Below are 18,570 nucleotides of genomic sequence, written 5' to 3'. Positions count from 1 at the left end.
CGTAGGAGCACACCATGGGCACCGCCCCGCGCGGCACCACCGCCGAACGGCCGCTCACCCCCGCCGCCCGCCGCGTCCTGGACGTGGCCACCGACCTCTTCTACACCCGGGGCATCAACACCGTGGGCATGGAGCTGGTCGCCGAACGGGCCGGGGTGACCAAGAAGACCGTCTACGACCGGTTCGGCTCCAAACAGCAACTGGTCGTCGCCTACCTACGGGCCCGCGACGCCCGCTGGCGGGACTTCCTCGACGCCCGCCTGGCTCCGGAGACCGCGCCGCGGGCCCGGATCGGCGCGACCTTCGACGCCCTGGACGCCTGGATGGGCGCCGAGAACCCGCGCGGCTGCGCCATGGTCAACGCCTACGCCGAACTCTCCGACCCCGAGCACCCCGGTCGGGCCGTGGCCGAGGAACAGAAGAGGTGGCTGCGCGGCCTGTACACCGACCTCGCCCGGGAGGCGGGGGCCACCGACCCGGAAACACTGGCCGACGCCCTCACCATGCTGCACGAGGGCGCCGTGGTGGCCCGCAACGTCACCGGCGTCACCGACGCCGCGCGTACCGCGCGCACCGCCGCGGACACCCTGCTCACCGCGCACGGAGTCCCCGAGGGGACGTAGGGGACGTAGCAGGGGCGGGGGCCGCGGTCCCTACAGGTAGCCCAGGCGGGAGAGTTCGTTGCGGGCCACCCCGTGCACGTCACCGTGGTCCCCGCGGTCCAACCGCTCCCGCCACGAGCCCACACCCCACGAGCGCTCCGTCAGCAGCGCGCTGGCCGAGACCCGGGCCCCGGTGAACTCCATGAGCCGTTCGGCGGTCTCGACCTCCCCGCCGTGGACGTCCTCGTAGCGCAGGGTCAGCAGCTGCTCCGGACCGATCTCCCGGCGCAGCCGCGCGGACATGCGCACCGCCCCCCGCCAGCGCATGGCGCACTTGGTCGCGGTCGAGCCGTCGGTGAAGTCGGTCAGGTCCGACTCCTCCTCCAGCCCGAAGAAGTGGTTGGGGAACTCGTGCTCCAGCTTCATGAAGCTGGGCTTGAGCCAGGCCAGCGACCGTTCGTCCTCCATCATGTCCGCGACCACGTCACGGCCGTCCCGGATGATCTGGACGAACAGCGCGTCGGGGAAGGCCGCGTGCAGGGCGCTCGCGGAGTAGAGGAGGTCGGCGCTGGCGTCACCGTAGCGGCGCGCCTCGGCGCTGTGCTCGCACGGCTCGGCGGCGGTGTTGGCGGGGACACGGGCGCCGGGGCCCGGGCACCTGGGACAGGTCAGGGGAGTGAGCTGCCATGCCTCGGCGTAGGCCTCGCGCAGCAGACTCGCGGTCCCCGAGACCTTCTCCAACGCCAGAGAGGGGCGTCGGGCCACGGCGTAGACGGCGTTGAGCACCCCGGACGAGCCCGCGCCCAGGTGGAAACCGGGGGCGCGGGAGAGGGCGCGGGCGATCACCGGAACCCCGGAATGGGGTGCGCCCAGGACGAAGACGGGGCGCTGGACCTTGGTCCCGTTGACCACGAGGATGTAGGACGGCTGCTTCATGATTGTGTCGATTTTTGCACCCTTTGCCCTTCTCGTGTGCATCGGCCGGGTCTTACACCCGCGTGCCCCACGCGTTCACCGAGGTTAAGGCCAAGAAGAGCCCGGAGACGGTCACGGCGGACCAAGCCCTGGGAAAGTCGCGCAAACTCGCTGTAAGAATGGGGTATGGCCTCGATGACCGACGACACCGCGCCGTTCGCCGACCCGGAGGGGTACGAACAGGCTGCCGAGCTGCTGGCGTCCGCCCGACGCATCACCGTCCTGACCGGTGCCGGAGTGTCCACCGACTCCGGAATCCCGGACTTCCGCGGCCCCCAGGGGCTGTGGACCACCGACCCCAACGCCCAGGCGATGTCGGACATCGACACCTACATGGGCGACGTGGACGTGCGCCGCCAGACCTGGCTGGCCCGCCGCGCCCACCAGGTCTGGGAGGCCGAACCCAACGCCGCCCACCAGGCCCTGGCCGACCTGGCCTCCTCGGGGCGCCTGCACGCGCTCATCACCCAGAACATCGACGGCCTGCACCAGCGCGCCGGAGTCCCCGACGACGAGGTCGTCGAGGTGCACGGCACCATGCTCCGGGTCATGTGCATGGCCTGCGGTCTGCGCACCCCCAGCGCCGCGGTGCTCGCCCGCCTCGACGACGAGTCCGACCCGCGCTGCGCGCAGTGCGGGGGGATCCAGAAGTCCGACACCATCTCCTTCGGCCAGCGCCTCGACCCCGAGGTCATCGAACGGGCCGCGCAGGCCGCCCGCGAGTGCGACGTCTTCATGGCGGTGGGCACCTCCCTGACCGTTCACCCGGTGGCCGGACTGTGCGACGTCGCCATGATGGCGCGGGCGTCGCTGCTCATCGTCAACGCCGAACCCACCCCCTACGACGACTACGCCGGCGCGGTCCTGCACGACCCCATCGGTGACGTCGTCCCGGCCCTGGTCAAAAGGGCTCTGGCGGGTTAGGCGGGTTCTCGCGGAGGGCGGACCAGGGGTCCTGGTGCGCTTCGTCCACGAAGGGTCTGAGGTCCACCACGCTGTTCTCCGATCCCGTGAGCTGACCCGTGGCGAGAGTCTCCTCGGGGGCCGGTGCGTCCTCCGAGGCCTCGAGCCCGGCCAGCACCTGTTCGACCGCGCCCGGTCGCAGATACGAGGAAACCTGGTCGAGGAACAGTTTCGTCTCGTCGTCGTGGGGGCGGAGGTGCCCCCGCCGGACCATGTCGTTCAGGTGTTCGCCCAGCAGGTGGCGCAGGTTCGACCGGTAGGCGTCGTCCGTCCGCGGATTCCGCAGATCCTCCTCCGCCTGTTTGAGGGCCAACTGGCTGGACGCGTCGATCGCGCTGCCCAGAACTCTGCGGTAGGCGTGCAGTCTGCGGTGCGCTGACCCAGCCGTGGCCGGGGACAGGCGCAGCAGGAGGAGCTCGTGTGTGAGCGACCACGTCTCGTCGCTGTTCGAGTAACCGTTCCACGCGCCCAGGTTGTCCGTGTCCAGGTCGAGGTAGGGAAGCAGATCCAGGGTCATTCGGGCCGCGGTGCCGTTGATCCGCAGCGCCGTGGAGCGCAGCATCTGGCCGATGGACCTGTTGTAGGCCACGGTGTGCGGGTAGGCGTCGTCCGCCGGAACGGGGCCGTGCGCGCTCGTGTGTGCGGGATCCGGCAGCTCGAACCTGATGCTTTCGCCGACGTTGACGGGGGAGCGGTCCTCCAACTCCAGACGGCTTTCCCCGCTCCTGAGGTGACGCAACCTCAGGGTGTCCAGGACGGTGAACCAGTCGGCCGGGGGCAGGGCGCGCCACAGGGCGGCGACCGAACGCCACCGGTGCAGGGCGTGCGGTTCTCCGTCGGGGTCGGCGAAGAGCTCACGGATGTCCACCGGCTCGCCCCGCGCGATCAGGAACAGGACCGCCAGGTTGGCCGTGTAGAGCGCCTGCCTGCTGGTCAGGGGGAGCCGCCGGGGCTGGTAGGCGGAGTGCAGGCGGTCGGGGGACGGGTAGGGGGCCTGCCGGAAGAGTTCGACCAGCAGTGCACAGTAGTGCGCGCGCCGCCCCTCGTCCCCGCCGATGTCCTTCCCGATCCGCTCCCGGAGGAAGTCGACGGTCCGCTCCCGATCCGAGTAACAGGCGAAGGAGGAGGTGGCGTACAGGAAGCCGTCGTTGGGCGGTTCACCCCAGGAGTCCTCCTCCTCGTGGCGCACACGCTCGTTGACCATGGCACGCAGCGCCCGGTGGACCATCCGGGCCACCAGGTACTCGCTGAAGGTGGTGTGCAGGAACTCGTACGCGCTGAGGGGGGCCTGGCCGGGCCCGCCGGTGTTGGCCCGGGACACGTGTACGAAGAAGAAGCGGCCCAGCAGCAGGTCGGCCGCCTTGATCGGGAGGCTGGTGCTGGTCTCCGCCTGTGGTCGGGGGCCGTCCAGCTTGAGCGCCTTGAGGTCCTCGCCCAGCTCCGCCGAACCCACGCTCTGCCGCTGACGGGTGAACATCGCCAGCGCCGTCGCCTCCAGACGGCGCAGCTCGCCCTGGACCTCCCGCCGCAGGTCCCTCTCCGCGAGGGCGTCACGGTGTTTTCGGACCTGTCGGCGGACGAAGGTGGTCAGCAGCCGCTCGTACAGCTCTCCCAGGGACAGTGAGTCCGGGGCCTGCCGCAGGTCGTTGTCCTGCGCGTCGTAGACCAGCAACAGCAGCAACAGCAGGGGCTGTCTGCTCAGCTCCGGGTAGGCCGTCAGCCGGTCCAGGCTCAGCGGCTGGCGTCCGGGGGAGCGGAACAGTTCCCGGTTCGCGTGGTTCCAGACCCGCCGCACCCGCTCGATCTGTCCCTCACCGAACGGTTCCAGCCGGATCACCGTACTGTGCTCGGGGAAGCGGACCCGGCTGGCGCTGAGCGTGCGGCTGGTGACGACCACCGCCACCGGCTGCCCCATGTCCTCCTGATGGGCCTGGAAGTCCCGGATCTGCTCCAGGTAGTTGTACCGCTCGACCCCGGCCGCCTGGAGGAGTTCGTCGAAACCGTCCAGGATGATCACCGGCAGGGCGCCCTCGGCCTCGGCCAGCAGCTCGGTCCAGCGGACCCCGGTGAGCAGGTCGTGTTCGAGCCCCTCCTCGATCTGGGTGTGTACGGCGGCGTCCGCGCTGACCGAGCGCAACTCCACCCGGACCGCCAGGAAGTCCTCCGCAGGCAGTTGCGCGGCCAGGACCTCGGTGAGCTTGGACTTGCCCGCCCCCGGTTCGCCCAGGAGCACGGTCGGGTACCTGGTCATGTCCGGGTGGGTGAGCCGGGCGGCCAGGAACCGTTGCAGGTCGGGGAGGAGTTCGTGCCCCTGCCACCACTCCCTGGCGGAGGGGGCGTCCCCCTGGGAGACCCGGGCCACCCGGGCGCTCGGCGGCACGTAGCAGTCGCTCAGGGACGGGATGGCCATCCCGGCGGGCAGGTCCTCGGGGAGCACGTCCTCCACCGGGAGCACCGGCTTGTTCAACAGCGCCTGGTACTTGCGGGCCAGCTGGCCCCGCAGCGCGCCCACCGCTCTGCCCGAGCCGATCCGGGACAGCCTCTCGTGCAGTCCGGCGAAGGCGTCACCCACCTGCTGGATCTGCCTGCGGGTCCTCTCGTGCTCGCGCAACTGCGCCCACATCCCGAACTCGGGGGCCTCGGTGCACAGCTCCAGGTAGTGGTCGCGGTAGGCGGCCAGGGCCCGCCGGGGAAGGTCCTCCCTCAGTGCCGTGGCCAGCCTGCCGCCGTGTCCGGCGTCGATCCCGGCGCGCTCGGTCGCCGCCAGGCCCTGGACCAGTTGGAGCAGCATCTCGGAATCGGTCGCGAAAACCGCTCCGGCCCGGTCGAAGAGGTTCTCCCGGTCCCACACGAAGTCCCCCGCGGGGGCGTAGACGGGCTCCGCCCGCAGCGCGCGCTCCAGGAGCCCCTCCTGTTCGTCCGCGGTCAGTTCGAGGTCCGCCGAGCGCAGACGTACCCCGGCATCGGACAGGCAGGCGTCCAACGGCTCGAAGAAGGAGACGACGAGCAGGAGCCTGTGCGCCGCCTCGATCCGCTGCATCCGGGAGAGACTGCTGGTGCCCCGGAGTTTGTCCCCCAGGTTCTCCAGGCCCCTGCGGCCGTGACCGACCACGAACTCCCGGAGCCCGAAGAGCCCGGGCACCCCGGCCGCGTCCATCCCCTCGTTGGTCAGTTTCTCCGCGAGGTCCAGCAACGGCCGGTCTTGCCCGCCGAGTCTCTTCAGCGCGTTCGCGTAGCTGAGCTGCTTCGCCATCGAGGGGGTGGCCCTTCCGTATGAGTTCGGTTCCGGGTGCTCTTCGGGCGGTGCTCCACCAGGGGCGTGTGGGGGAGTTCGGCGGGCGGATGCGGGAGGCCGGGGAGGCAGGCCTCGCACGGGCTCCTGCTCACTCCCCACACTAAATGTGACGGGAAAGGTACAGAAGGGGGTTCCGGGAACTGTGGACAACCCCGGTGATGCGTCAGCTCAGGGGGCCGGCGGAGCCGTGGGGGGACTCGGGAAGTCTTCCCGCCCGGAAAGGGCCCGAGGAGCTGAAGGAACCGGACTGGTCGTAGGCCGAAGCGGGCTCGGACCTTTGGAGGAGGCCCCGGGACTCCCAGCGGGAGAGCAGGGAACGGTCCCAGTGCTCGATGTGAGGGCGTAGCTGCTCCAGTAGAGCGCGCACGGATTCGTGCGGTACCTGGGAACCACCGACGACCTCCTTGCAACCGTTGAGGAAACTCGTCAGCTGTTTCTCCAGGAGCGTTCTTCCGTTCAGCTGAGTCGGCCACAGTCTCAGGTCCTCCGCAGCCTGCCGCAGGGTGAGCAGTTCGATCCTGCCCAGCACGGCGGTGTCCAACAGGCGTGCGTAGCTGCCGAGGCGCTGGAGCAGTTGCGCGTCGCTGAGCTGGTCGACCGGCTCCAACCGCAGTCGGAGCACCTCGTGGGCCTCGACCCAGCTCCTGCCGTCGCCGGAATCCGAGTACCAGGTCCCCAGGTCCTCGGAGACGTACCGCAGATAGGGGGTCAGGACCAGGGCCAGCCGGGAGGCGGTCCCGTTGGCGCGCATCGCGATGGACCTGAGCAGCCGTGAGGTCACCGTCCCCGAGGGGACCGTCACCTCGTAGGGGTTGAGGTTCGCGGTACTGCCCTCCACGTCCGCGCGCAGCTCGAAACCCACGCACTCCCCGAGGTTGAAGGGCTCGCCCCGCTCACGTTCCAGGACGGTGACCGGGTTCTCCGCCTCCCAGTACCCCAGGTGGCGCAGGCGCACGGTGTCCATCAGCCCGAACCACTGGGAGGAGGTCAGGGCCCGCCACAGCGACACCGTCCGCCGCCATGCCTGCCAGGGGTCCGCAGTGTCGGAGGGGTAGAGCTCCTCCAGCGGAACGGGGTCCTCACTGAGCAGTACCAGAAGGATCACCAGGTTCGCGGTGTAGTGGCCCTCCCGCATGGTGACCGGGAGCCGGACGGGTTCGTACTCGGCGAAGGAGCGGTTGGGCGCGGGGAAGGGCGCCTCCTGGAAGAGCTCCAGCAGCAGTGCGCGCAGTTCCTGGCGCAGGCCCGGGTCCCGCGCCAGGATGCGGCCCAGGAGTTCGTCGAGGAAGGCCACCACCTTGTCGCGGTCCCCGTAGACGGCGAAGGAGGCCAGAGCGTACAGTTCGCCGTCGTCCAGGTGCGCGGCCCTGCTCCGGCGCCGGGCGGCCCGGGCGCGGTCCTCGGCCAGCTCCTCCAGAACCGCGACCACCATGCGGGCGACCAGGTACTCGCCGAAGGTGGCGTGCAGGAACTCGAAGGCGCTGTTGGTGCCGTCGGTGCTCCTGGACCGCGCCTCGTGCACGAAGAAGAACCGGCCCAGCACCTGGTGGGCCGGGGCGATCCGCCCGTGCAGGTCGGCGTCGTCCGGGACCCGGGCGGCCTCGGGCATCAGCGCGGCCAGGTCCTGGTCCAGTTCCTCGGCGCGCACGCTCTGCCGGCCCCGGACGAACATCGCCGTCGCGGCCACCTCCAGTCGGCGCAGCTCGTCCTCGACCGCCCGCTCCAGGTCCCGGCCGCCCAGGCCGGGGTGGTGCTTGTCCACCTCCCGCCGGGCGAACATCCGCAGCAGGCGTTCGTAGAGCTGTCCGTGGGAGAGCGTCTCCGAGGCTCTGACCAGGGCGTTGCCGTGAGCGTCGTAGATGAGCAGCATGAGCAGCAGCAGGGGCTGTTCGGCCAGCTCGCGGTAGCGCAGGACGACGTTCGCGGTGACCGGGCTCAGCCCGGAAGAACTCAGGGCGTCGGCGTTGGCCCGGTTCCACACCTGGAGCATCTGCTCGATCTGGCCGTCGTCGAAGGGCTCCAGCCGGATGACGGTGGTTCCGGTGGGGAAGCGGGTCCGGTCGGCCACCAGGGTCCGGCTGGTGACGACCACCGCCACCGGTCGGCCCATGTTCTCCTGCTTCTCCTGGAACTCCTGGACCCGTTCCAGGTAGTCGGAGCGGTCCACCCCGGTGGCCTGGAGGAGTTCGTCGAACCCGTCCAGGACGATCACCGGCAGGGCGCCGTCGGCGTCGTCGGACAGCTCCCGCCAGGAGACCGAGGTGTGCAGGTCCGCGGCGAGGCCCTCCTCGATCTGGACGTGCAGGGGAGCGTTCGGGCTGACCGCCCGCAGCTCCACCCGCACGGGCAGGAAGTCCTCCGGCGGCAGCTGGGCGGCGAGCATCTCGGTGAACTTGGACTTGCCCGCTCCGGGATGTCCGAGGACCACCACGGGCCGCTCGGTGGCCGAGGGGTGGGTGAGCAGGGCGGCCACGAACGGCTGGAGGTCGTCCTGGACCGTCCTCTGCTCCCACCACTCGTCGCGGGAGGGGGCGTCCCCGCTCGTGGTCACCTGCGAGATCCGGCCGCGGGGAGGGATGTAGGCGTCGCGCAGCGGCGGCAGGGTGAGCCCCGCCGGGGCGTCGTCCGAGCGCAGTACCGGGCGGCTCAGGACCGCCCGGTAGGCGGCGGTGAGCTCCTGCCTGCGGCGGGTGGCGGCGCGGCCCGAACCGAGGGCCGAGAGCTCCCTGTGCAGCCCGTTCAGCCCGGTCCCGATCTCCCGACGGGTTTTGGCGTGTTCCTGTACGTGCAGCCACAGTCCGAACTCGGGCGCCTCCGCGGCGAGCCGCAGCAGGGCCTCGTCGAGCCCCTGACGGGCGAGCAGGGGGACGAGGTCGTGGAGCTTGCCGAGGACCGGGTGCCTCTGCGGGGTCAGCCCGTGCCGCTCCGCCACCTCCAGCCCCAGGTGAACTCCACGAAGGCGTCGGTCAGGGCGGAGAAGACGTCCTCGTCGTTCTTGCCCAGGGCCTTCGCGGAAGCGTTCACCCTGTCGGCGGGGGACATGTAGTCGACGGCGTCCAGCTGCTTCGCGAAGACGGAGAACTGTTCCTCGGCGGTGATCTCCAGGTCCTTCAACTCGAAGGGCGCTCCCAGCTCCCGCAGGGCCTCCTCGACCGCCTCGAAGAAGGTCGTGACCACCAGGACCCTGTACGCGGCCTCGACCCTCTCCGTCCGGGCCAGCCTGCTCTCCCCCCGCAGCCTGCCGCCGAGCCCTTCCAGAGCCCTGCGCCCCCTGCTCACCAGGGCACCGCGTACCCCGAACAGGTCCGGCACGCCCACCAGCCCCAGACCGCCGTCGGCCACCTTCTCCGCGAGGTCCAGCACCTCCGAGTCGTTCTTGCCGAGCGTCTTCAAAGCGTCGCTGTAGCTGAGCCGTTTCGCCATCGGGCCGGGGCCTCTTCCACGTCCGGGGGGCTGACAGGGGCGGGAACGCGGTCGGACCCGGTACCGGGGGAGGTACCGAGTCCGCACGTCAGAAGGGGTTTTGCGAATACGGGGGAGTCCTGCGGGAGGGGCGTGGTGTGTGACGCCCTAGGACAGCTGCCAGTTCACCGGTTCGGCGCCCTGTTCGGTCAACAGCTCGTTGGTCCTGCTGAAGGGCCTGGAACCGAAGAAGCCGTTGCGGGCCGAGAGCGGGCTCGGGTGCGCGGACTCCACACACGGGACACCCGGCATCAGCGGCCGCAGGTTGCGGGCGTCGCGGCCCCAAAGGATCGCCACGAGGGGCTTGTCACGTTCGGACAGCGCCCGGATGGCCTGCTCGGTGACGGTCTCCCAGCCCTTGCCCCGGTGCGAGCCGGAGCTGCCCGGTGCCACCGTCAGCACCCTGTTGAGCAGCAGGACGCCCTGCTTCGTCCACGGTGTGAGATCACCGTTGGGGGGCATCGGGACGCCCAGGTCGTCGACCATCTCCTTGTAGATGTTGCGCAGGCTGGCGGGCAGGCGCACGTCCGGTGCCACCGAGAAGCTCAGCCCGACCGCGTTGCCGGGGGTCGGGTAGGGGTCCTGACCCACGATGAGCACACGCACCTCGTCGAAGGGCTGCTGGAAGGCGCGCAGCACGTTCTCGCCCGCTGGCAGGTAGGTGCGCCCTTCGGCGACCTCCTTGCGGAGGAAGTCGCCCATAGCGGCGATCTGCGGGGCGACCGGTTCCAACGCCTTCGCCCAGCCGCTGTCCATGATCTCGTTCAGGTCCCTGTTCGGCATGGCCAGAACACTAGCGCCAGACAGTGACAGCCACAGCCGTTCGGCGGTGTTCGCCTCATGGGAGCGCAGGCCGCGCCTCCCGTGTGCGGGCGGGGCGTGTCGCCTTCCGTACCGGTCACCCGAAGGGTCCGAACAGGAGGCTCGTGAGGGCGTACAGGACAGCGATGACCAGACAGACGCGCACGACCGCCGCCGAGACGGTGAGGATCCGGTCGACCACACGGAACCGACGGTTCAGGGCCTGGATACGCTCTCGCTTCTCCCCCAGACTCCGCTCCAGTTCCGCCTGCTTCTCCTCGGCCTGCTGCTCCACCCCCTTGGAGTACTCCAGGAAGTCGCCAAGGTATTTCCCGGTCTTCGAGGCGCTGGCAACAACCCTGAGCTGCTCCGGGTGATCACTGCCGGGTATGCGTCCGTAGATGAGTTTCTCGCAGTTCCGGACAGCTGTCAGTCGTTTATTGAAGGAATCACGGGCGATCTCCAGCTCCCGTTCCTTCTGCTCTCGGACCAGCCCGATGGACACCAGTCTGTCAGTGGCATGGATGGAACGCCTCCGGGAGTCACCGTGTACCCAACTCAGAGCCAGGTAGATCGGAACGGAGAGCAGAATCAGAACTACAGTCACCGTGGCTTCAGAGAACACGACTAGCCTCCAATTTCCTTGGTGTTCGTTTCCGTTTGAGGAGTCGAACTACGGGATTTTCTTGCGAGTGCAACCAGTGTTCTCACCGCAGACGCTCGCACGGCTTCGCGTTCGGCACTGAAGGGGGGTCCATCGATGCCTGGTGTTCCTTCCGCAGGCCTCCTCCGCAGACCATTTTTCTTGTCCGGATATTTGCTCACTGCTCCTTCGGGGGCTGCGGCAGGAGCAAGCCCGGTCTTGTCCGGGTGAAGTTCCCGGGTCTGACTTCGACTGTGCGCCTCCGGTGTTGCCTCGGTTTTTCCGCCGAAGGTCTTGTCGATTTCCAGGAGTACTTTCTGAAGTTCTTCCCGGGGTAGGTCGTACTGTTCAAGGAGTTCTCCTTCGCTGCTTTGGGTGATTTTTTCGAGTTTACCCTTCTTCAGTTCGAGCTCGTGCCTGATTGGCTCTATTTGCTTTTTTCTCCTGTGGGCTTTGTCCAGAAACCTGTTGTCCTTTTCGATGTGAAACCTTGCCGACTCCTCCTGTGATTCGTTCAGTCCGGGGAGGGCGATGATTTCGTAAATTCCGTTTTCCCTCGCCTTCAGGTTTCCGGCGGCGACGAGGGGTTTGTACTTATCTACCTTGCCTTTGATTGCAAGGTCTATTTTTTCCTGGCTGTCCTCGAGTTTCTCCAGGTGCTGGTTGACGGTCTCAAGTTCTCCGACCGCGTTTTGGATAATTTTCGTGGTGAGAAAGTTTTGAGCCTCCTGGATCTCGGTCAAGCTTTTGACTGCTCCGTCGATCGCCTGGTCCTGCTTTGCTTCGCTCTCCCTCTTTTGGTTTTCTGCCTCTTTCGTGTCGTTTGATATTTTCTTGTTGTAGTAACGAACGCTGAGTCGTAGGACTACGGGTAGTCCAATGATCAGGGTTGTTACGGTAATGAGTGCTACTGCCGTGCCGATGGCTTGCTCCTGTCGGGCTGTGTGCGGCTTTTATGACTTTTCGTTATCGGCGTCCCTTGTTTTCGAGGTGTGGATCCGCGGCTTCCTCGGAGAGCTCCCTGATCTGCAGGAAGGTCTTTTGGGCATAGTTGGAGCTACTTTTTTCGCCCTCTTCCTCCACCGCGCTTTTGAATGCCCTCGTTCTGCTCTTCAGCGACCCGTCTGCCCTGGTGACATCGACACTCATTTCATATATTCTTTGTACGTCTTTTTCAAGGTCGTCCATATATTTCGCGTCGGGTGCGTCAACACCCGATTCTCTGACTCTTGACCTGTGGATCGCGTAGGCAGTGATGGTCACTGTGGATGCTGTCAGTGCAGCCAGCAGGAGGATCAACTCGAACGACAATTCTATTCACCTATTTCTGGTGTTTTGTTATTATCCTGGCCCTGTTTGTTTCTTCCGTCTTTTGTTCTCCTTGGGCGCGTGGCGCCGATCTGAGAGTTGGCCCCCTTCTTGACTGCCTGGTTTTTGATCTTTGCCAGTCCCTGGTCCTGTGCTTCCCGGGCTTCCCTCCGTTTTCTCTCGGCTGCTTTGGCTGCCTCGCGGCTGTTGATCTTTGTCTGTGCTTTTTCGGTCTGGTTGAGGATTTTTTCAACCTGGCTGTCCGGGGCTGCTCCGGCCTGCTTGGCGGCGTCGTCCGCGAAATCAGTGAGCGACTTGACCCGTTGCGTGGTGACGTCGAGGTCTCCCGAGAAATTTTCCTTTCTCAGGGATGCTTCCGACGCGGCCGTGTCGTATTGTTGTCTGATTTTGTTCAAGATCTGGTCAAGTCTTGTGGCGGTTCCGTCGATCGCCTCGGCCTGGGCGTCCAACTTTTTTTCTCTGGCTACCTCGGACTTGTGTCCGTAATGACTGGCGACTGCTGTGCCGAGCATTGTGAACCCGCTGAGGAACATCAGGCGGGCGTCGGACATGACGTCTTTCAGGGCGGAGAGGTCTATTTTTGGCACAGGGGGCTTTTTCGTTGGTTTTCGATGTGGTGTGCGTCTTGATGGAAGGAGTGATTCGCTGGCGCCTGGGGCCGGGAACGCGGTGATTCTGCCTGCCGGGGCGAGAGAGCCCTGCCGGGATCGACCGCGGTGCTCGACGTGTTCAGGGGGACTCCGTCCTCGTCCACCCGGATCGAATCCGGGCCGTGTGTGGGACCTCTGTATGACGGGCGAAGCGCCAGGAAGGTTCTTACCAGGGTTCGGATGTTTCAAGGAATGCCGAGTGTGGCCACATTCGGCCACCCTGTTGACCTACGGGTCGACCCAAGGCGGACGCCCCCGCGCGGTGGCGCGGGGGCGTCCGTGTGTTCGCCGTGAGGGTTGTGCTTCGGGGCGCCTACTCGGCGCGCCAGCCGCCCTGGCGCTGGGCCAGGTTGAGCGCGGTGGTCACCAGGGGCACGTGGCTGAACGCCTGGGGGAAGTTGCCGACCTGGCGGCCGATCCGGGGATCCCACTCCTCGGCGAGCAGCCCGACGTCGTTGCGCAGTGCCAGCAACCGCTCGAACAGCTCCCGGGCCTCGTCGTGGCGGCCGATGGACAGCAGGGCGTTGGCCATCCAGAAGCTGCACGCCAGGAAAGCGCCCTCGTCGCCGGGAAGCTGGTCGGCGGAGTTCTCCAGGTCCGTGCGGTAGCGCAGCACGAAGCCGTCCACCATCAGCTCCTCACGGACCGCCTCGATGGTGCCGACCACGCGTGGGTCGTCGTAGGGGAGGAAGCCGACCTCGGGGATGAGCAGCAGGGCGGCGTCCAGTTCCTTGCTGCCGTAGTACTGGGTGAAGGTGTTGCGCTGGGGGTCGTAACCGTACTCGCACACCTCGGCGTGGATGGTGTCCCGCAGGGACCGCCACCGTTCGATGGGGCCCTCCTTGCCGAACTCCTCGATGCTGCGCACGGCACGGTCGGCGGCCACCCACGCCATGACCTTCGAGTGGACGAAGTGCTGGCGGGGGCCGCGCACCTCCCACAGGCCCTCGTCGGGCTCGTCCCAGCACCACTCCAGGTAGTTGACCAGCGTCCGCTGGAGCCCCCACAGGTAGTCGCTGCCCCGCAGACCCGAGCGCCGGGCCAGGTGCAGCACGTCCATGACCTCGCCGTACACGTCGAGCTGGTACTGGCCCACGGCGGCGTTGCCGATCCGGACCGGGCTCGAGGACTCGTAGCCCGGAAGCCAGTCGGCCTCCCACTCGGTGAGGCGGCGCTCGCCCCGGATGCCGTACATGATCTGCATCAGCTGCGGTTCACCGGCGACGGAGCGCACCAGCCACTCACGCCAGGCCAGCGCCTCGTCCGTGTACCCGGAGCGGATCAGCGCCTCCAGGGTGATGGTGGCGTCCCGCAGCCAGCAGTACCGGTAGTCCCAGTTGCGGACCCCGCCGATCTCCTCGGGCAGGGAGGTGGTCGGGGCGGCCACGATCCCGCCGGTGGGCCGGTAGGTGAGGCTCTTCAGCGTGATGAGGGAGCGCACGACGGCCTCCCGGTAGGGGCCGTCGTAGCTGCACTGGTCCACCCACTTCTCCCAGAAGCGCTCGGTGCGGGAGAGGGCCTTCTCGGCGTCGAGGTGGTCGGACTCCTCCATCTGGGAGGGGTGCCAGGTCATCACGAAGGGCACGCGCTGGCCCGCGGTGACGGTGAAGGTGGCGTCGTGCGTGAAGTTGTGGCCCTGCAGGACCACGGGGGTGCTCAGCCAGACCGCGTCGGGCCCGGCGATGGCCACGAGCTCGGTCCCGGCGCGGTGCACCCAGGGGACCACGTGACCGTAGTCGAACCGCAGGCGCACGGTGGTGCTCATCCGTACCGTGCCGCTCAGCCCCTCCACGATCCGCACGATGTGCGGGGCCCCGCCACGGGGCGGCATGAAGTCGATGACCCGTACGGTTCCGTCCCCGGTGTCCCACTCCTGCTCCAGGATGAGGGTCTCGCCCCGGTAGTGGCGCCGGGTGGCCCGGGGGTCGCCGTCGGCGGGACGCAGGGTCCAGCACCCGTTCTGCTCGTCACCCAGGACGGCGGCGAAGCAGGCGGAGGAGTCGAAGTCGGGCAGGCAGGCCCAGTCGATGGAACCGTCGCGTCCGACCAGCGCGGCGGTCTGCATGTCGCCGATCATTGCGTAGTCTTCAATCCAGCCGGGCACGCGGCTCACCCCCAACACGTCGTCATGGTCCTGCGCGGAGCGCGAGTCGCCCCGTTGGTACGGGTCGCGTCGCTTCCTTGCGAGCCGCCGCGCGCACACCCGTGTGCGCGTCCCGTCCGGGGTCTCCCACCCGACCCGCCTCCAGGTCGGAGCGCCGTTCGGGTCATGCCTCCCCCAGACCGCCCGCCACTGCCTTTACCTGGTATGTGCCCAGGTGAGGGCAGCCGAAAAGGACGGTGGCGGAAAGCGCCCGAACCCGGCCCTGTGCCGTTTACCGCGGTCCCCATCTTCCATGCTTCGCCGGGCTCTGGCTACCCGAGAGTGCACGTGCATCCGAACGTGCGGGGAGGTTTGTCAGGGAATAGGGGTCTTTTGTCGGGGAGAAGTTATGACGTGGTGATCAACCGACGATGTCAGGATGGCCGACGACCCGGCAGAGCGGGGTTTTCCGGTGCTTCCTCGGGCATACGCATCAGCGGCAGGAACACCTGGGCCAGGGGGCCGATCGCCACCATGAACACCAGCGTCCCCACCCCCACGGTCCCGCCGAGCAGGAATCCGGCCAGGGCCACGGTCACCTCTATGAGGGTGCGGGCCAGACGGACCGAGAGTCCGCGCGCCGCCAGCCCGGTCATCAGCCCGTCCCGCGGCCCCGGGCCCAGGCCCACGCCGATGTAGCACCCGGTCGCGACCGCGCACACCAGGACACCCGACGCCAGCAGCAGCACCCGGACCGGCAGGGAGTCGGTCGCGGGGAGCAGCCACAGGGACAGGTCGACGGACACGCCGACCACGAAGACGTTGCTCAGGGTGCCCAGCCCGGCCCTCTGGCGCAGCGGGATCCACAGCAGGATCAGCAGGGCGCCCACGATCACGCTCCAGGTGCCGATGGAGAGCCCGGTCTGCAGCCAGAGCCCCTGGTGCAGCACGTCCCAGGGCATCGCGCCGAGGTCGGACCGGATGAGCAGGGCGCCGCTGAGGCCGTACATGTACAGGCCGAGGTAGAGCTGGGCGAGGCGGCGCAGCCGGGGGCGGGGCAGTACCGGGGTGATCAGCAGCCTTCGGGCCAGGGCGGGGGCGGGGCGCGGGGGTTGATCGGACAAGGACGACCTCTTCTTCCGGGCGCGCGGGATCCGCACCGGAACTGATTCATCAGGTGATCGGGTGACCGTCCATCGGTGGGGCCACATCGGTATGGTGGCTGAGTTGGTGCCGGTATTGAAGAGCCAATCCCAGCAACTGGCCCGTTTTCTCCCCCGACGAGGTGAAACCCCATGGCGAGGCAGCGCACCGACCGCCCCGGTACCGGTGGCGGCACCCGGCGGATCAACGGCCGTCTGCTCGCCCGGCTGATCGGCGAGGCGCCCGTCGAACGCCCCTACTACCTCGCGATCGCCCGGTCCGTGAGCGGACTCGTCCTGGACGGCAGGGTCCCCACGCACACCCGGCTCCCGGCCGAGCGCGACCTGGCCGCCGCCCTGGGCGTCAGCCGCAACACCGTCACCGCGGCCTACGCCTGGCTGCGCGACAACAGCTTCCTCGACAGCAGGCAGGGCGCGGGCAGTTGGACGGTCCTGCCCGACTCCGGCACCCGGGGCTCCGCGCCCTTCACCCCCGCCGCCGAGCAGATCGACCTGGGCGTGGCGGCGCCGCCGGCGGTCGACGGGCTCCGTGAGGCCTCCTTCCACGCCTCGGAGCAGCTCGCCGCGCACGTGGGCGGGATCGGCTACTACCCGTACGGCCTGCCCGAGCTCCGGCACGCCATCGCCCGGCGTTACGTCGAGCGCGGGCTGCCCACCGCGCCCGAGCAGATCTTCGTCACCAGCGGCGGGCAACAGGGCATCACCCTGGCCATGGACCTGCTGGTCCAGCAGGGCGACGAGGTTCTGCTGGAGTCGCCCACCTACCCGCACGGCCTGGACGCCGCACGCCGCAACGGGGCGCGGATCCGCACCACCGGGGTGACCCCGCAGGGCTGGGACATGGAGTACCTGGTGGACTCCTTCCGCCAGCGCAGGCCCGCCGCGGCCTACATGATCCCGGACTTCCAGAACCCGACCGGGGCGCTGATGGACGACGAGGAGCGCCGGATCCTGGTCCGTGAGGCCCGCCGCGCCGGAACGCACCTGATCATCGACGAGTCCGGGGCGGAGCTGGCGATCGACTCCGGCGACCTGCCCAGTCCGGTGGCCGTGCACGACACCGACGGGCGGGTGCTGACCGTCGGGTCGGTGGCGAAGCTGCTCTGGGGCGGGCTGCGGGTGGGCTGGGTGCGCGCGACCCCGCCGATGGTGACCCGGCTCATGGCCGTTCGCCAGCGCTTCGACCTGGCCGGGTCGGTACACGACCAGCTCACCGCCACCCACCTGCTCTCCGACGTGCTGCGCATCCGGGCGGAGCGCAGCCGTCAGCTCCGCCGCAACCGGGACGCGCTGCTCTCGGCCCTGCGCGAGCGGCTGCCGGGATGGCGTCCCAGCGTGCCCGGCGGCGGTCTGGTGCTGTGGGCGTCCCTGCCGCAGCCGGTCGCCACCTCGTTGGCCGAGGCGGCGGTCCGGCACGGGGTGCATCCGGCCGCCGGACCGGTCTTCGGCGTCGACGGCACCCTGGAGCGCTATCTCCGCCTGGCCTACACCAGACCGCCGGACGTGCTGGCCGACGCGGTGGAGCGGCTGGCCGCGGCCTACGCCGAGACCCTGGCCCATCCCTCCCAGCCGCGCGGCCAGCTGTACCTGTGAGTCCGGTCAGCGGGCGAGGCGCCCGGCGAAGCGGACGACCTCGGCGATCACCTCGTCACGGTTGGTCTCGTTGAAGACCTCGTGCCGGGCGCCGGGGAAGATCCGCACGGTGACGTCCTCGCCCGCCACCGCCTCGATGCCGACCCTGGTGTCCGACACCGGGACGAGCCGGTCCCCGTGGCCGTGCACCCACAGCAGGGGCAGGGAACCGAGGCTGCCCGCGGCGTTGCCCCGCTCCAGCTCGGTGGCCAGGGCGTTCACGGTGGCGCGCTTGAAGGGGCCGTGCCAGACCAGTTCGTCGGCCGCGTAGGCCTCGCCGACCGCCGGGTCGCGCGAGAGGGTCGCGGGGTCGATGGGCGCGTCGGGGATCTCCTCGGCCGCGGCGATCTCCTCCAACGCCGTCCACCGGCCCAGGACCGGGGCGGACAGGGCCAGTGCCTGTACCGAACCCGGGTGGACCTGGGCGTGGCGGGTGGCGATCAGGCCCCCCATGGAGTGGCCGATCATCACCAGGGGGAGGGAGCGGTAGGCGGTGCGGGCCTGGGTGAGGACGCGGTGCACGTCCTCGACGACCTCCGCGCAGTCCTCGATCAGGACCCGTTCCCCGGAGGAGCGGCCGTGGCCCCGGTGGTCGGCGCCGTAGACCACGGCCCCGGCGGCGCACAGGTCCTCGGCGACCTGCTCGTAGCGGCCCAGGTGTTCGCCGTAGCCGTGCACCAGCACGGCCAGCCAGGACGGTTCGCCCTCGGTGGGCGCCCAGGCCCGCGCGGCCAGTTTCCCGGACCCGTCCGGGCCCCCCGCCAGCCCCCACTCACGTGTGCTGATCACCGTGTCCTGCCTCCTCGCTCCCGTGTCCGTCTGCGACGATCGGATGGCCGCCGCCGGAGTGGTCACCCTAGGGCACGGGCCGGGGCCGGGCGCAGACGTCGGCCGGGTAACGATTGGTGCCGTCGGCTTGGGCCAAAAGCCATGTACGACCCTGTTCTCTCGTGTCTGTTGACGAAATGTACC

At 68.7% G+C, this 18,570-nt stretch carries 13 protein-coding genes and 1 pseudogene; 3 read left to right on the top strand and 11 right to left on the bottom strand.

Annotation, left to right across the window (positions count from 1 at the left end):
• Positions 1 to 14 precede the first annotated feature (14 nt).
• Entirely contained in the window at positions 15 to 623 is a 609-nt protein-coding gene (locus AC0VYD_RS16720; protein WP_475476452.1) for a TetR/AcrR family transcriptional regulator, read from the top strand.
• 30 nt (positions 624 to 653) lie between these two features.
• Here AC0VYD_RS16720 and AC0VYD_RS16715 read toward each other — a convergent pair whose 3' ends face one another.
• A complete protein-coding gene (locus AC0VYD_RS16715; RefSeq protein WP_475476451.1) occupies positions 654 to 1,538 on the bottom strand; it encodes a sulfotransferase family protein in 885 nt (294 codons plus the stop codon).
• 165 nt (positions 1,539 to 1,703) lie between these two features.
• Between AC0VYD_RS16715 and AC0VYD_RS16710 the strand changes: the two genes are divergently transcribed.
• On the top strand, positions 1,704 to 2,501 hold the full coding sequence (locus AC0VYD_RS16710) for an SIR2 family NAD-dependent protein deacylase (RefSeq protein WP_475476450.1): 798 nt from the start codon (positions 1,704 to 1,706) through the stop codon (positions 2,499 to 2,501).
• On the opposite strand, the gene AC0VYD_RS16705 is transcribed toward AC0VYD_RS16710, so the two are convergent.
• The 9 genes and pseudogenes from AC0VYD_RS16705 to yczE form a co-directional block, all read right to left on the bottom strand.
• The gene (locus tag AC0VYD_RS16705; RefSeq protein WP_475476449.1) at positions 2,479 to 5,793 is read right to left on the bottom strand and encodes an NACHT domain-containing protein; all 3,315 of its coding nucleotides are present in this window, start codon (positions 5,791 to 5,793) and stop codon (positions 2,479 to 2,481) included. The genes AC0VYD_RS16710 and AC0VYD_RS16705 overlap by 23 nt on opposite strands.
• A gap of 205 nt (positions 5,794 to 5,998) precedes the next feature.
• Positions 5,999 to 9,258, bottom strand: a pseudogene (locus tag AC0VYD_RS16700) (NACHT domain-containing protein); the annotation flags it as partial.
• Between the two features lie 147 nt (positions 9,259 to 9,405).
• Positions 9,406 to 10,080 (bottom strand): uracil-DNA glycosylase, encoded by a 675-nt coding sequence (locus tag AC0VYD_RS16695; protein WP_475476448.1) that lies wholly within the window; start codon positions 10,078 to 10,080, stop codon positions 9,406 to 9,408.
• Positions 10,081 to 10,195: 115 nt separating this feature from the next.
• Entirely contained in the window at positions 10,196 to 10,723 is a 528-nt protein-coding gene (locus AC0VYD_RS16690) for a hypothetical protein (RefSeq protein ID WP_475476447.1), read from the bottom strand.
• A gap of 2 nt (positions 10,724 to 10,725) precedes the next feature.
• Positions 10,726 to 11,484, bottom strand: a complete 759-nt coding sequence (locus AC0VYD_RS16685) for a hypothetical protein (protein WP_475476446.1) — start codon at positions 11,482 to 11,484, stop codon at positions 10,726 to 10,728.
• Between the two features lie 223 nt (positions 11,485 to 11,707).
• Positions 11,708 to 12,052, bottom strand: coding sequence for a hypothetical protein (locus AC0VYD_RS16680; protein ID WP_475476445.1), 345 nt, complete (start codon positions 12,050 to 12,052; stop codon positions 11,708 to 11,710).
• Positions 12,053 to 12,054: 2 nt separating this feature from the next.
• On the bottom strand, positions 12,055 to 12,657 hold the full coding sequence (locus AC0VYD_RS16675; protein WP_475476444.1) for a hypothetical protein: 603 nt from the start codon (positions 12,655 to 12,657) through the stop codon (positions 12,055 to 12,057).
• 376 nt (positions 12,658 to 13,033) lie between these two features.
• Positions 13,034 to 14,839 (bottom strand): glycoside hydrolase family 15 protein, encoded by a 1,806-nt coding sequence (locus AC0VYD_RS16670; RefSeq protein WP_475480286.1) that lies wholly within the window; start codon positions 14,837 to 14,839, stop codon positions 13,034 to 13,036.
• A gap of 398 nt (positions 14,840 to 15,237) precedes the next feature.
• On the bottom strand, positions 15,238 to 15,927 hold the full coding sequence (yczE, locus tag AC0VYD_RS16665; RefSeq protein ID WP_475476443.1) for a membrane protein YczE: 690 nt from the start codon (positions 15,925 to 15,927) through the stop codon (positions 15,238 to 15,240).
• A 171-nt stretch (positions 15,928 to 16,098) separates the two neighbouring features.
• On the opposite strand from yczE, the gene yczR reads away from it, so the two are divergent.
• Entirely contained in the window at positions 16,099 to 17,559 is a 1,461-nt protein-coding gene (gene yczR, locus AC0VYD_RS16660; protein ID WP_475476442.1) for a MocR-like transcription factor YczR, read from the top strand.
• A gap of 6 nt (positions 17,560 to 17,565) precedes the next feature.
• On the opposite strand, the gene AC0VYD_RS16655 is transcribed toward yczR, so the two are convergent.
• Positions 17,566 to 18,387 carry a lysophospholipase gene (locus AC0VYD_RS16655; RefSeq protein WP_475476441.1) on the bottom strand — a complete coding sequence of 274 codons (822 nt, stop codon included), beginning with the start codon at positions 18,385 to 18,387 and terminating at the stop codon, positions 17,566 to 17,568.
• Between the last annotated feature and the right edge of the window lie 183 nt (positions 18,388 to 18,570).

It is taken from the genome of Nocardiopsis sp. iso_40 (assembly GCF_056173285.1).
Note: the sequence above shows the minus strand (reverse complement) of the source record. Positions and strands in the feature narration are given on the sequence as shown.